General features: G+C 72.2%; 13 protein-coding genes. 3 read left to right on the forward strand and 10 right to left on the reverse strand.

All coding sequences use genetic code 11. The features are described 5' to 3' along the window. The first annotated feature begins 39 nt into the window (after positions 1 to 39). Positions 40 to 807, forward strand: coding sequence for a VOC family protein (locus DVK06_RS03850; protein ID WP_121599360.1), 768 nt, complete (start codon positions 40 to 42; stop codon positions 805 to 807). Positions 808 to 882: 75 nt separating this feature from the next. On the opposite strand, the gene DVK06_RS03855 is transcribed toward DVK06_RS03850, so the two are convergent. The 9 genes from DVK06_RS03855 to DVK06_RS03895 form a co-directional block, all read right to left on the reverse strand. Next, positions 883 to 3,594 (reverse strand): PAS domain S-box protein, encoded by a 2,712-nt coding sequence (locus tag DVK06_RS03855; RefSeq protein WP_121599361.1) that lies wholly within the window; start codon positions 3,592 to 3,594, stop codon positions 883 to 885. Positions 3,595 to 3,750: 156 nt separating this feature from the next. Further along, positions 3,751 to 4,194, reverse strand: a complete 444-nt coding sequence (locus DVK06_RS03860; RefSeq protein WP_121599362.1) for a Zn-ribbon domain-containing OB-fold protein — start codon at positions 4,192 to 4,194, stop codon at positions 3,751 to 3,753. Next, the gene (locus DVK06_RS03865; protein ID WP_121599363.1) at positions 4,191 to 5,357 is read right to left on the reverse strand and encodes a thiolase domain-containing protein; all 1,167 of its coding nucleotides are present in this window, start codon (positions 5,355 to 5,357) and stop codon (positions 4,191 to 4,193) included. Before DVK06_RS03865 ends, DVK06_RS03860 begins: the two co-directional genes overlap by 4 nt. Before the next feature lie 114 nt (positions 5,358 to 5,471). Further along, positions 5,472 to 6,224 (reverse strand): proteasome assembly chaperone family protein, encoded by a 753-nt coding sequence (locus DVK06_RS03870; RefSeq protein ID WP_121599364.1) that lies wholly within the window; start codon positions 6,222 to 6,224, stop codon positions 5,472 to 5,474. Positions 6,225 to 6,325: 101 nt separating this feature from the next. Further along, positions 6,326 to 6,508, reverse strand: a complete 183-nt coding sequence (locus DVK06_RS03875; protein WP_053771187.1) for an RNA-protein complex protein Nop10 — start codon at positions 6,506 to 6,508, stop codon at positions 6,326 to 6,328. A 27-nt stretch (positions 6,509 to 6,535) separates the two neighbouring features. Continuing rightward, positions 6,536 to 7,336 (reverse strand): translation initiation factor IF-2 subunit alpha, encoded by an 801-nt coding sequence (locus tag DVK06_RS03880; RefSeq protein ID WP_121599365.1) that lies wholly within the window; start codon positions 7,334 to 7,336, stop codon positions 6,536 to 6,538. 18 nt (positions 7,337 to 7,354) lie between these two features. Next, on the reverse strand, positions 7,355 to 7,528 hold the full coding sequence (locus DVK06_RS03885) for a 30S ribosomal protein S27e (protein WP_004595868.1): 174 nt from the start codon (positions 7,526 to 7,528) through the stop codon (positions 7,355 to 7,357). 2 nt (positions 7,529 to 7,530) lie between these two features. Beyond that, positions 7,531 to 7,812, reverse strand: coding sequence for a 50S ribosomal protein L44e (locus DVK06_RS03890; protein ID WP_053771189.1), 282 nt, complete (start codon positions 7,810 to 7,812; stop codon positions 7,531 to 7,533). Positions 7,813 to 7,907: 95 nt separating this feature from the next. Then, complete coding sequence (locus DVK06_RS03895; protein WP_121599366.1) at positions 7,908 to 8,585, reverse strand: cyclase family protein; 678 nt, start codon at positions 8,583 to 8,585, stop codon at positions 7,908 to 7,910. Positions 8,586 to 8,716: 131 nt separating this feature from the next. Between DVK06_RS03895 and DVK06_RS03900 the strand changes: the two genes are divergently transcribed. Further along, positions 8,717 to 10,864 (forward strand): S9 family peptidase, encoded by a 2,148-nt coding sequence (locus DVK06_RS03900; protein WP_121599367.1) that lies wholly within the window; start codon positions 8,717 to 8,719, stop codon positions 10,862 to 10,864. Between the two features lie 36 nt (positions 10,865 to 10,900). Here the strand turns inward: DVK06_RS03900 and mce are convergent, their stop codons facing one another. Next, positions 10,901 to 11,287, reverse strand: coding sequence for a methylmalonyl-CoA epimerase (gene mce, locus DVK06_RS03905; protein WP_053771191.1), 387 nt, complete (start codon positions 11,285 to 11,287; stop codon positions 10,901 to 10,903). Positions 11,288 to 11,444: 157 nt separating this feature from the next. On the opposite strand from mce, the gene DVK06_RS03910 reads away from it, so the two are divergent. Then, on the forward strand, positions 11,445 to 12,248 hold the full coding sequence (locus DVK06_RS03910) for a formate/nitrite transporter family protein (protein ID WP_053771192.1): 804 nt from the start codon (positions 11,445 to 11,447) through the stop codon (positions 12,246 to 12,248). Positions 12,249 to 12,288 lie beyond the last annotated feature (40 nt).

Below are 12,288 nucleotides of genomic sequence, written 5' to 3' on the forward strand. Positions count from 1 at the left end.
TTCAGTACGCTTTTGACCCGAGCGGCCGATTTCCCGCCCATGGACGGAACCTTCGATCACGTGATGATCCGCGTCGAGGACCTAGAGGAGAGCCTCGACTGGTACCAGACGCACCTGAACTACGAGGAGAAGGGCCGCTGGGAGGCGGACACGTTCACGAACGTGTTCCTCGGCCCCGAGGACGTTCACGAGGACGGCGCACTCTTAGAGCTCACGTACAACCACGACGGCCGCAGCTACGAGATCGGCGACGCCTGGGGCCACATCGCGGTCCGCGTCCCCGAGGACGCGCTCCAGGAGTCGTACGACCAGCTGATGGACGAGGGCGTCGAGGACTACCGCGACCCCGAGTCCTGCGGGAACCGCTACGCGTTCGTGAAGGACCCCGACGGCCACGAGATCGAGATCGTCAAGCGCGACCACGGCGCGAAGTGGAGCATCGACCACACGATGATCCGCGTCGAGGACGCCGACGAGGCGCTCGGCTACTGGACCCGGAAGTTCGAGTACACGGAGTACCCGGGCCGCTGGGAGGCCGACACCTTCTCGAACTACTTCGTGGCGCCCGAGGACGCGGCCGAGGAGGAAATGAAGCTCGAACTCACCTACAACTACGACGGCCGCGAGTACACGATGGGCGACGGCTGGGGCCACGTCGCGGTGCGCGTCGACGACCTCGACGAGGCGTGGGACGACCTCATGACCCGCGAGGCGCCCGACTACCGCGACCCCGCCTCGTGCGACCACAACTACGCGTTCACCAAGGACCAAGACGGCCACGAGGTCGAACTGGTCACGCGGGACTGATCGAGTCCGCTCGGCCGCGATTACACGGGCGACGCCGCCCCTCTGCTCCCCTGCTCGCGCCCGGTTCGGACCGGCTCACTCCTCGAACTCGACGCCGGTGATCTCGAACCGCGCGCCGCCGTCCTCGCTCGCTCCCGCCCGCACCGACCAGCCGTGCGCGTCGGCCACCTGCTCGACGATACGCAGCCCGAACCCGGTTCCCGACTGCGAGGTCGTGTGCCCCGCCTCGAACACGTCTTCCCGGCGGTCGGGGTCGATGCCCGGGCCGTCGTCGACCACGTAGAAGCCGTCCGGCAGCGTCCCGACCGCGACCGTCACGTCGTCGCCGCCGTGTTCGATCGCGTTCCGCATCAGGTTCTCTAACAGCTGTTTGAGCCGTCCCTCGTCCGCGAGGATCATCCCCTCTGCGTCGGCGCGCAGCGTCGCGTTCCGCGTGTCGACCGTCCGCCAGCAGGAGCCGACGACCCGGCCCAGGTCCACCGGGTCGGGGTCGGTCACGGGGTCGCCCTCGCGGGCGAGCGTGAGCAGGTCGTCGATCAGGGCGGTCATCCGGCCGTGCGCGCGCTCGACGGCCGCGAGGTGGTCGCTGTCGCACTCCTCGCGGGCGAGTTCGGTCCGGCCGCGCGCGACCTCCAGCGGGTTCCGCAGGTCGTGTGACACCACCCCCGCGAACTCCTCTAAGCGGTCGTTCTGTCGCTCCAGTTCCGACGTCCGCTCCGCAAGCCGGCGGGTGCGCGCCTCGGCCTGGAACGCCGTCTCGGCCGCCGTCGCCAGGATTCCGGCGAGGTACTCGTCGACGCCGCCGAACACGCCGGGCTCCGTCTCGCCGACCGATATCGTCCCGTAGTCGCCGATCGGGACGATCAGCAGGCTGCGGAGGTCCGTGTCGGCGTCGAGCGCCTCGGTCTCGCGGATGTCGTCGAACTTCCGGGGCTCGCCGGCGTCGAACGCGCCCCAGTTCAGGCTCCCCCCGTCGGGGGTGTACGTCCGCCGTTCCGGCAGCAGGTCCACCGCCTTCGGCGAGACGGCCATCGGCACCAGTCCGCCGGCGTCCTCGTCGTGGATCCGGACCGTGACGATCGAGAACCCGAGCACGTCGGTGGCGGCCTCGACCGCCCGCTCCGCGATCTCCTCCCGCGAGTCCGCCCGGACGAGGGTCCGAGTCGCGTCGTGGAGCCGCTCCACGCGGCTCTCCCGCTCGATGCGGTCGAACGCCGCCTCGAGGTGGCCGGTGAGGATCTCGGCCACGAGCACGTCGGTGTCGGTGAACTCGTTCGGCTCCGGCGAGGAGACGACGAACAGCCCGTGGCCCCCGATCGGGCGCAACACGAGGCTCTCCGCCGGCGAGGGCTCGTCGAGCGGCTCGTACGCCGACAGCTCGTCGACGACGAGCGACTCGTCGCTCCGGTAGGCGTCCCACGCCATCGCCGCCCGCGTCCCCGGCGGCGCGTCCCGGTCGTACGACGGCTGCTCCTCGAACAGCGCGGGCACCGACTGGCCGAGCGCGACCGGTTCGAGGCGGTCACCCTCCTCGGTGCGGAGGTGGATCCCGCTCAGTCCCGCGTCGATCAGGTCGTCGACCGCGTCCACCGCCAGCTCGGCCGCTTCCTCGGTGGTCCGGGCGTAGTTGAGGTCCCGGGTCCACTCGCGGAGCCGGGCGAGGGTCCGCTCGCGCTCCTTCCGCTCGGAGACGTCCCGCGTGGTGACGACGTATCCCTCGGTGGCGTCCGTCTCGATCCGCTCGCTCCCGACCGATTCGAGCCACCGGTACTCGCCGTCGGCCGTCTCGAACCGGTACTCGGCCGTCGGCGGGCCGCCCTCGGCGTCCAGCTCGCCGAACGCCGCCCTGACCGCCTCCCGGTCCTCCGGGTGGACGTAGTCGAGCGACCGCTCGCCGAGCAGGTCCGACGGGGCGTGGCCGGTCACGCGCTCGCAAGAGGGGCTCAGGTACCGGAACCGCCAGTCGCGCGACAGCACGGCGACCACGTCGCTGGCGTGTTCGATGAACGCCCGGTGGCGGTCGCGGTCGGTGGCGTCGCGGATCACGCCGACGAAGTGTCGCTCGCCGTCCGCGGTGAACTCGCCGTACGACAGCGAGACCGGGACCTCGTGACCGTCGCGGTGGAGCGCGTCGAACCGAACGTCCGACCAGTCGACGCTCCGCTCGCCGGTGGCGAGGTATCGCTCGACCGCCCCGAGGCGGTCGTTCCGGTGCCGGTCGGGCATCAGCGTCGTCAGCGGTTCGCCCTCCAACTCGCTCGGCTCGTACCCGAACACCGACTCGACGGCCGGGTTCGCGAACTCGATCACCCCGTCGGTGTCGACCGACAGGATCGCGTCCGACGCCCCCTCCGCGACCGCGCGGAACTGACCGACGGCCTCCTCGGCCTCCCGTTCGGCCCGCCGCTTCTCGACGGCCTCGACGACCCTGTTCGCCAGCCGCTCGTACCGCTCCGTGCCGCCGCGCTTCTGGAGGTAGTCGGTGACGCCGGCGGAGGTCGCTTCGCTCGCGACCTCCTCGGACCCCCGGCCGGTGAAGAGGATGAACGGGAGGTCCGGGCAGCGCTCGCGGACCGCGGCGAGGAACGCCAGCCCGTCCCGGCCGGGCATCTCGTAGTCCGAGACGACGCACTCGAACTCGCCGTCCGCCAGGGCGTCGAGCCCGGCGTCCGCGTCGGGCGCCGTCTCGACCGCGATCCGGTCGGCCTCGCGCTCTACGTACGAGGCGGTGACCTCTCGCAGGTCCGGGTCGTCGTCGACGAGGAGGACCGGGATGCGGTCGGGCATACGCTCGGAATACTTACCATTCGCGTATAATGGTTTTGCCCGTCCGCGCCTCGGACCCCGAAAATCGACGGGGAAGGCCGCGAGCGACGTCGGCTCCGGGGCGGCGTTCACTCGCCCCGCGACTACGCCGAGTGGCTCGACGCGCTCGCGCTCGGCTCACTCGTCCGGGGACCGGTCAGGCGCGGGACGGAAGACGACGAGCCGCTCGCCGTCGGTGGCCCGCTCGCCGACGGCGGCCGTCACCGCGTCACCGATCGCCACGTCCGGGGCGGCGTCCTCGTCCGAGTCGTCGCCGCGGACGATCCCCGTCAGCCGCGTCGGGCCGAAGTCGACCACGGCGGTCGCGTACGGCGCGTCGTCGGCGAAGCGGGGCGACGGGACGTGGACGACGCTGTACGTCTCGACGGTCCCCGTCTCGCGGAGCGGCTCCCGCGAGAGGTCCGGCGACCCGCACTCGGGGCAGACGCGGCGCGGGGGGAGCGAGCCGTGGCCGTCCGGACACGCGAGCGCGAACCCCTCGCCGTCCGCGAGCGCGTCGAGCCACTCGGCGTAGTCGCGGTCGGTCGGCGGGGCCTCCCCGCCCGTGTCCGCGTCGCTCATTCCGCCACCTCCAGCACGTGGACGACCGCGCTGGCGACGGTCCCGCCCGCGTTGTGCGCGACGCCGACCTCGGCGTCGGGGACGTGCTCGCTGTTGGGGTGGTCCCCGCGGAGAAGGCGGGTCAGCTCGGCGATCTGCGACCCGCCGGTCGCGCCGACCGGGTGGCCCTTCGCCTTCAGCCCGCCCGAGAGGTTCACCGGGAGGTCGCCGTCGGCGGTCGTGACCCCCTCGCGGGCGGCCGATATCCCCTCGCCCGGCTCGAACAGCCCCAGCGACTCCAGCGCCAGCACCTCGGCGATGGTGAAGCAGTCGTGGACCTCCGCGACGTCGACGTCGCTCGCCCCGACGCCGGCGTCGGCGTAGGCCGCGTCGGCGGCGTCGTCCGCGGCGGGCGTCCGGGCGAGGCGGTCGCGGTCGCCGAGCGCCATCCGGTCGGTCCCCTGTCCGGTGCCCGTCACCGCGACCGGCGCGTCGAGGACGTTCCGCTCCGCGTACTCCGCGGAGACCAGCACGAGCGCGCTCGCGCCGTCGGTGATCGGGCAGGCGTCGTACAGGTGGAGCGGCTCCGCGACCGGCGGCGCGTCCATCGCCTCCGCGACGGAGACCTCCTTCCGGTACTGGGCGTACTCGTTGGGCACGGCGTTGGCGTGGTTCTTCGACGCGACGTGCGCCAGGTCCTCGCGGCTCCCGCCGTAGGCGTCGAAGTAGGCGTTCGCCATGAGCGCGTAGGCGCCGGGAAAGGTGACGCCCGACCGCACCTCGAAGAGGTCGTCGGCCGCGATGGCGAGCCCCTCGGTGACCTCGGCGGTCGGGAGGTTCGTCATGCGCTCCATCCCGCCCGCGAGGACCACGTCCGCGTCGCCCGCGGCCACCGTCCGGACCGCCTCCCGGACCGCGACGCCGGCCGACGCGCACGCCGACTCGTAGCGCGTCGCCGGGCAGCGCACCCCGGCGGCCTCGGCCATCAGCGGCGCCTGGTGGCCCTGGTGCTCGGCGAGCGCCCCCATGAAGTTGCCGTAGTTCAGCTCCTGGACGTCGGCCCTGTCGACGCCGGCGTCCTCGAACGCCCGAAGCGCGGCCTCCCCGAACAGATCGCGGCCGGTGCGCTCCGGGTGACTGCCGAAGGGAGTGAGCCCGACCCCGGCGACGCGTACCTCTGTCATACACGAACGATGATCGGGGACGTGATTTATCTCTGCCGGAAGCGGGAGTTCCGGTTCTCCGGCGGAAACGAACGGCCCCGCAGAGAACGAGCGGGTCGCGGCGGTCGCGTCCGGTCAGCCGATGTAACGCAGGTCGTCGTCCGGCACCGCCGGTCCCTCCTGCATCTCGCGGATCTTGCCGACGACTTCCTCCATCTCCTCGGCGCGGTCCTCTAAGCTCTCGTAACCGACGGAGAGGTCGAGGACGGACTCTAGGACCTCCAGCACGGCGCGGGCGCTCTTCGGGTCGACGAGGTAGCCGCTCGTCTCGCCCATCAGGCAGGCGGCCTCGAACCCGCGGCGACCGCCGAGCCCCAGGACGAGCCCGGAGACGCCGACGATGCCGCCCGCCGGCTCGTCGGCGCGGAACTCGACGCCGGCGTCTTCCAAGTCCTCCGTGAGCGCGCCGTCGGAGACCGCGCCGAGGACCGTGTACTCCTCGACGAGTTCGCCGGTCGGAACGCCGCCGAGCGCGAACGCGCGCTCAGCCCCGAACGCCTCGGCCACGTCGAGGAACGTCGAGGTGAGCTTGTAGTGGCCCGCGTTCGACCCGGCCTGGTGGTCGCCGGTCAACACGAGCAGGTCGGCGCCGTCGGTCTCGACGGCGTGGAACTCGGCGCAGGTCAGCTCCGCGACCCCCCCGTCGTCGACGTTCACCTGCGGCGGGAACTCCGTGGCGTACACCCGGCGGACGAGCTCCCCGTCGAACTCCTCCAGCAGGTGTTCGGCCGCCAGCTTCCCCACGTGCCCGACGCCCGGCAGCCCCTCGATCAACACCGGGTCCGTGAGCTCCGGCGTCGCGACCTCGTCGATCTCGATGTCCTCCATACCCCGTCCGTCCGGGCGGCGGTCACAAGAGCGTGGCTATTCCGGTGGCTCGCGATCGAGCGGTCACGAGGACAGCCCGGACGCCGCCGCGGCGTCCGCGCCTACTCCGAGCCGCGTCGCCGCGCCCGCCGTCGGTACTCGCCGTACGGGTCTTCCGGGCCGAACGGCGCGGGCGCGCTGTTCTCGGTCGGGCCGCCGCAGACCGGACAGCGCTCGCCGAGCGCGTACACCGGCCGCTCGTGAGCGGCCGCCCAGTTCGCGCAGACGCGGATATCTGATTTCACGGATGGAAAGCGTCGGGTCGGACCGAGTTACTCGTCGTCTTCGCGCCGCTCGCGGTGGAACTCGCCGGCGCCGCCGGCGGCCTCGATCGCCTCGCGGGCGCGCTCGGCGGCGGCTTCGAGCTGCGACTCCGCCGTCTTGTAGTCCGGCGCGCGGACCTTGATCCGGTACTCGGGCGAGCCGACGTAGCCGACGTCGAGGTCGACGCCGTCCGGGACCTCGCCGTTCCCTTCGGCGGCGGCGAGCGCGTCGCGCACGTCGTCGACGCCGTCGGGGGCCGCCGATTCGAGGTCGACGTAGCCGGTCACGTCGACGTACGGGACGGAGACGTTATCGCGGGCGGCCGCGACGACCGCGTCGACGGTGTCGGCGTCGACGTCGACGTCGTCGAGCGCCTCGTCGCCGCGGATCGCCGCCGCCTCGAAGGCGTCGTAGAGGCTCTCGTACTCCGCGAGGAGCGCGTTGGCGACCGACGTGTAGCGGTCGTCGTCGACGTCCTCGCCGAGCGCGATCTCCATCCAGTTGTCGGCCTTCTGGGCGTTCTTCCAGTCCTGGATCGTCTCCTTGCGCTGGTGTTCGTTGACGTCTTTGATCGAGAGGTCGATCTGGTTCGACGACTCGTCGACCTCGAGCACCTTCGCCACGACCGTCTGTCCCTCGCGGACGTGGTCGCGGACGTTCTTGATCCAGCCGGACGCGACCTCGCTGATGTGGCAGAGGCCGCGCTTGTCCTCGTACTCGTCGAGGTCGACGAACACGCCGAAGTCGGCGATCTCGTCGACGTCGCCGACCACCAACTCGCCGGGTTCGGGCCAGCCGCTGTACTTCATGACGGAGCGGTGAGGCGGTTACCGCGCCTCAACGGTTTCGACGATTTCGCCGTGAAGCTCCGCCTCCCCGCCGGTGGGGGTCGCGAGGGTCGTGCCGCAGACCGCGCACGACACCGTCGAGGAGGCCTTGCCGAAGACGACCTGTTCGTTCTCGCAGTCGCCGCAGGCGACGCGGTGGAAGTCTCCCGCCATGCTTACTCCTGGAACGTGAGACGGCCGGCGCGCCATCCCTCGCGCATGTGGGCCTTCCCGCAGTCGCCGCAGCGGTACTTCAGGTGGGTCTTCTTCGTCGGCTTGTCGCCACCGGGCACCTTCGAGTACCCGCCGGCGTTGCCGATGGTCGCGAGCGCGCGGCGTCGCTGTCGCGCGTCGCGTTTCATTCCGGTCGCGCGACCCGATCGGACCTTCTCCACCTCGTGCTCCTGGTGGGAGTCACAGTGGGGGCAGTACGTGTTGAAGCGGCGTGGCATTTCCATGGATATCGACCTTGAGACGCGGTTCGTCGCCGACGCTTAAAACGGGTTTGGTCTGGGCCGCCCGCGAGCCGGCCCGCGCGGCGGTCCGCGTCCGTCTAATCCTCCCACTCGGCGACCGCGCGCACCGGCGACCCGTCTGCGCCGCGGAGCCGGAGCGGGAAGGCGGAGAGCCGGAACCGCGCCGGGAGGCCGTCGAGGCCGCAGAGGTTCTCGACGACCGGGAGCGAGGCGCCCAAGAGGGCGTCGTGGGCAGGGGTCCCCCGGGGCTCGCCGTCCTCACTCGCTCCCCCGTCTGCCCCTCCGCCCGCCGTCGGCGTCGGGTCCGGTCCGAAGGCGTCGAGCCCGACGCCGACGCCCGCCTCCCGACACCGCTCCGCGGCCGCCGCGGTCAGGTACGGGTGGTCGCGGTATCGGTCGGTCCCCCAGTGCGACTCCCAGCCGGTCCGGAGGACGAGGAGGTCGACCGCGGGGTCGAGGGCGTCCGGTTCGGGGAGCGCGCCGGGGCGGATCGGCTCCCGCGGCTCGAGCGGGCGGGGGTCGACGAGGCGGGCGTCGAACGCGAACCGGCCGACGGCTCGCTCGTCTATCGACTCGCCCCCGCGCACCGTATGCCGCGGCGCGTCGACGTGCGTTCCCGCGTGCGTTCCGGTCCGGAGCTCGCTCGTCGCGTAGCCGTCGGCCTCGTGGGTCGCGGCGGGCGCGAGCGTCACGTCGGGGTCGCCGGGGTAGGTCGGCATCCCCGTCTCGATCGGTCGCGAGAGGTCGCGGAACACGACCGGCGGTGCGGTCGCGTCGCGGTTAAGTCGGTCGCCCTCGCGGCCCGCGTCGCCGGCGACCGCGCTCCCTCGGTCGCCGAGGTTCCGCGGCCCGAACGTATTTCCTCCGCCCGCCGCTGGGTGCGTTCATGTCGGAACTGCCGCTGGACGCGTACTACGACCTGACCCAGATCGGCGAGGTCGCCGTCTCCCCGACCGGCGACCGCGTCGCCTTCACCGCGACCGAGTACGACCAGGCCGCGGACGAGGCGGTCTCCTCCCTCTTCGTCGCCCCGATCGACGGCTCCCGCGAGCCGCACCGCCTGACGAGCGCCTCCGGCGCCTCCGCGCCGTCGTGGGGGCCCGACGGCGACCGCCTCGCGTTCGTGGCCGCTCGCGACCGCGACGCCGAGAAGCGGGTGGGCTGGCGCGACCGAGACGACGAGGGGGACGAGGAGGACGCCGAAAGCGGGGACGAGGACGCGGACGCCGAGAGCGAGGGCGACGGCGAGGAACCCCTCGAAAACGGCGACGACGGGCCCAAGCCGCAGGTGTGGATCTTCGACCTCGCGCTCGGCGGCGACGCGCGGCAGGCCACCGAGCGCGACGAGGGCGTCGCGGACTTCGACTGGTCGCCCTCGGGCGACCGCCTGGTGATCGAGTCGCGCGACCCGACCGACGAGGAGTCCGAGTACCTCGACCAGGTGCGCGAGGAGGGCGGCCCCATCGAGACGACCCGGCTTCAGCACAAGGTCAACGGCGCCGGCTGGACCGACGAGGTGACGCGGTACCTGTTCGTCGTCGACCTCGACGACCCAGGGAGCGACCCCCGCCGGCTCGACGACGCCTACGGCGGCGGCGCCTTCGAGGACATCGCCGGGATGGACCCGACGTGGGGCCCGGACGGGCGGATCGCGTTCACCTCCTGCCGGCTCGACCGCCCGGACGACACCTCCGTCCGCGACCTCTACGCGGTCCCGGCCGACGGCGGCGACGCCGAGCGGCTCACGGGCGGCGATCTGACCCACGGCGCGCCGGCGTGGCGCCCCGACGGCGACGGGATCGCGACGGTAGCCAGCGACCCCGACGACCCGCCCGCCCCGGCGGAGGTGTACCTCGTCGACGCAGCGGACGAGGCGGACGCCCGCGGCGAGCCCCCCTCCCTCACCGCCGCGCTCGACCGGACGGTCGCCCGCGGCGGCGAGCCGGCGTGGGTCGACGGCGAGATATACGCCCGGATCGCCGACGAGAGCCAGACGCGGCTGGTCCGCCTCGAGACGGACGGCACCGTCGAGCGCGTCTTCGAGGCGCAGGGCCGCGACCGCGCGATGGCCGGGGTCGACGTGGCCGACGACGGGTCGACGGCGGTCGTCGTCCTCTCCGACCCGACCGAGGGCACCGACCTGTACGCGGTCGACGTCGACGACCTCGACGCGGCCACGGAGCCCGACTCCTTCCGGCGGCTCACCCGCGTCAACGAGTCGCTCGTCGACGAGTTCGCGGTCCCGGAGGCGCGGCGCGTCGAGTGGGAGTCCGACGGCTGGACGCTCGACGGCGTGCTCTACCACGACCCCGAGGTCGACCCCGAGTCCGGCGACCACCCGCTCGTGGTGGCCATCCACGGCGGGCCCATGTCGTACGACGAGCCCGTCTTCAGCTTCGGTCACGCGGCGCTGACGAGCCGGGGCTACCTCGTCTTCCGCCCGAACTACCGCGGCGGCACCTCGCGCGGCCGCGAGTTCACCGCCGAGCTCACCGGCAAGTGGGGCACCGCGGAGGTCGACGACATCGCCGCGGGCGTCGAGTCGCTCGCGGACCGCGGCTGGGTCGACCCCGACCGCGTGTTCGGCCACGGCTTCTCGTACGGCGGCATCGCGCAGGGGTTCCTGGTCACGCAGGAGCCGGACCTCTTCGCCGCCGCGGCGCCGGAACACGGGATCTACGACATCCGGTCGGCGTTCGGCACGGACGACACGCACGTCTGGATGGAGGCGGAGTTCGGGCTCCCGTGGGAGAACCCCGAGGCGTTCGACGCGTCGACCGCGATCCTCGACGCCGGGAACATCGAGACGCCGCTGCTCGTCATGGCCGGCGGCGAGGACTGGCGCTGTCCCCCCTCGCAGTCGGAGCAGCTGTACGTCGCCGCCCGCAAGCAGGGGGTCGACGCAGAGCTGGTCGTCTACCCGGACGAACACCACAACATCGGCGACCCCGACCGCGCGATCCATCGGCTGGAGAAGATCCTCGACTGGTACGAGACCCACGACCCGGCGGTCGAGGCCGAGTCCGGGAACTGAGCCGCGCCGTCGGTTTCTCGGCGCCGACGGGCCGCCTCAGTGCTCGACGAACTCGACCAGCACGCCGCCCGTCGAGCGCGGGTGACAGAAGGCGACCTCGTGGCCCCACGCGCCGGGGCGCGGCTCCTCGTCGACGAGGTCGATGCCGAGGTCGCGGGCGTCGTCGAGCGCGGCCGGGAGGTCGTCGACCGCGAGCGCGACGTGGTGAACGCCGGGTCCCTCGCGGTCGAGGTAGTCCGCGATGGTCCCGCCGGCGTCCGGTTCGAGCAGCTCGAAGTAGCCGCCGCCGTCGAGTTCGAGGAAGACGACGCGCATCCCGTCGAACGTTTCCTCGTGGGCGACCGGGGCGTCGACCAGGCCGCCGAACAGGTCCGCGAGCGCCGTGGCGTCCCGCGTCGCGACACCGACGTGATCGAAGCGCATACCCGACCGTCGCGGCGCGCGGACATAAATGGCCCCGGGCGGCGCGACCGAGCGGGAACGCGGTCGGGGGACGCGGGCGACTGTCGGTCCCGGCAGCCCGGTCGACCGATGGAAAGTGTTGGGTAGCTCCAGTGACAACGGGCGGCAGAGCCATCCCGTGAGCGACCAGAACCCCGACACGGCCTTAGAGCAGAAGACGTCGCGGACGATCCTCGACTCGATCCTCGACAGCGCCGTCCACGAGATGAACCGCGAGCGGTCCGGGCTGCTGCTCTCCGGGCTGTCCGCCGGGCTCGACATCGGGTTCGGTCCCCTCCTGATGGCCGTCGTACTGACGCTGTCGCCGGGCGGATACGGCGACCTCGGGACCGAGCTGCTGCTGGCGACCGTCTACTCCGTCGGGTTCGTCTTCGTCATCCTCGGTCGGTCGGAGCTGTTCACGGAACACACCATGCTCGCCGTGATCCCCGTGATGGACGGGCAGGCCTCGCTCGGCCAGCTGGGCCGCCTCTGGGGGCTGGTGTACGTCGGGAACCTGATCGGCGGCCTGTCGTTCGCCCTGCTCGCGACCCTGTTGACGCCCGGGCTCGGCGTCGTCGAGGCCGCGGCGTTCGAGGAGATCGCGCTCAAGCTGGTCACCCACGACCTCACGTGGCTGTTCGTCGGCGGCGTGTTCGCCGGGTGGCTGATGGGGCTGCTGGCGTGGCTGATCACGGCCGCCCAGGAGACGACCGGCCGCCTGCTGCTCGTCTTCATCGTCACCGGCACCATCGGGATGCTCCACCTGCCGCACTCGATCGCGGGCAACGTGGAGGTACTGTTCGGGCTGTTCTCCTCGCCCGCGATATCGATCGCCGACTACCTCTCGTTCCTCGCGCTCGCGACCGTCGGCAACGCGGTCGGCGGCGGGGTCTTCGTCGCGGCGCTGAAGTACGGCCACGTCGTCAGGGGCGCGGACTGAGCGCGCCGCCGGGGGCGGCTCGGAACCGTCGCCGCCGCCT

Origin of the sequence: Halorubrum sp. Atlit-28R, assembly GCF_003665955.1 — an archaeon.
In the GTDB taxonomy this organism is placed as follows: Archaea; Halobacteriota; Halobacteria; order Halobacteriales; family Haloferacaceae; genus Halorubrum; species Halorubrum tropicale.

Excerpts from the sequence above, each read along its gene's own strand:
- DVK06_RS03850 (WP_121599360.1), top strand. The coding sequence starts at position 40 with ATGGACGGAACCTTCGATCACGTGATGATCCGCGTCGAGGACCTAGAG.
- DVK06_RS03855 (WP_121599361.1), bottom strand. The coding sequence starts at position 3,594 with ATGCCCGACCGCATCCCGGTCCTCCTCGTCGACGACGACCCGGACCTG.
- DVK06_RS03860 (WP_121599362.1), bottom strand. The coding sequence starts at position 4,194 with ATGAGCGACGCGGACACGGGCGGGGAGGCCCCGCCGACCGACCGCGAC.
- DVK06_RS03865 (WP_121599363.1), bottom strand. The coding sequence starts at position 5,357 with ATGACAGAGGTACGCGTCGCCGGGGTCGGGCTCACTCCCTTCGGCAGT.
- DVK06_RS03870 (WP_121599364.1), bottom strand. The coding sequence starts at position 6,224 with ATGGAGGACATCGAGATCGACGAGGTCGCGACGCCGGAGCTCACGGAC.
- DVK06_RS03880 (WP_121599365.1), bottom strand. The coding sequence starts at position 7,336 with ATGAAGTACAGCGGCTGGCCCGAACCCGGCGAGTTGGTGGTCGGCGAC.
- DVK06_RS03885 (WP_004595868.1), bottom strand. The coding sequence starts at position 7,528 with ATGGCGGGAGACTTCCACCGCGTCGCCTGCGGCGACTGCGAGAACGAA.
- DVK06_RS03890 (WP_053771189.1), bottom strand. The coding sequence starts at position 7,812 with ATGGAAATGCCACGCCGCTTCAACACGTACTGCCCCCACTGTGACTCC.
- DVK06_RS03900 (WP_121599367.1), top strand. The coding sequence starts at position 8,717 with ATGTCGGAACTGCCGCTGGACGCGTACTACGACCTGACCCAGATCGGC.
- mce (WP_053771191.1), bottom strand. The coding sequence starts at position 11,287 with ATGCGCTTCGATCACGTCGGTGTCGCGACGCGGGACGCCACGGCGCTC.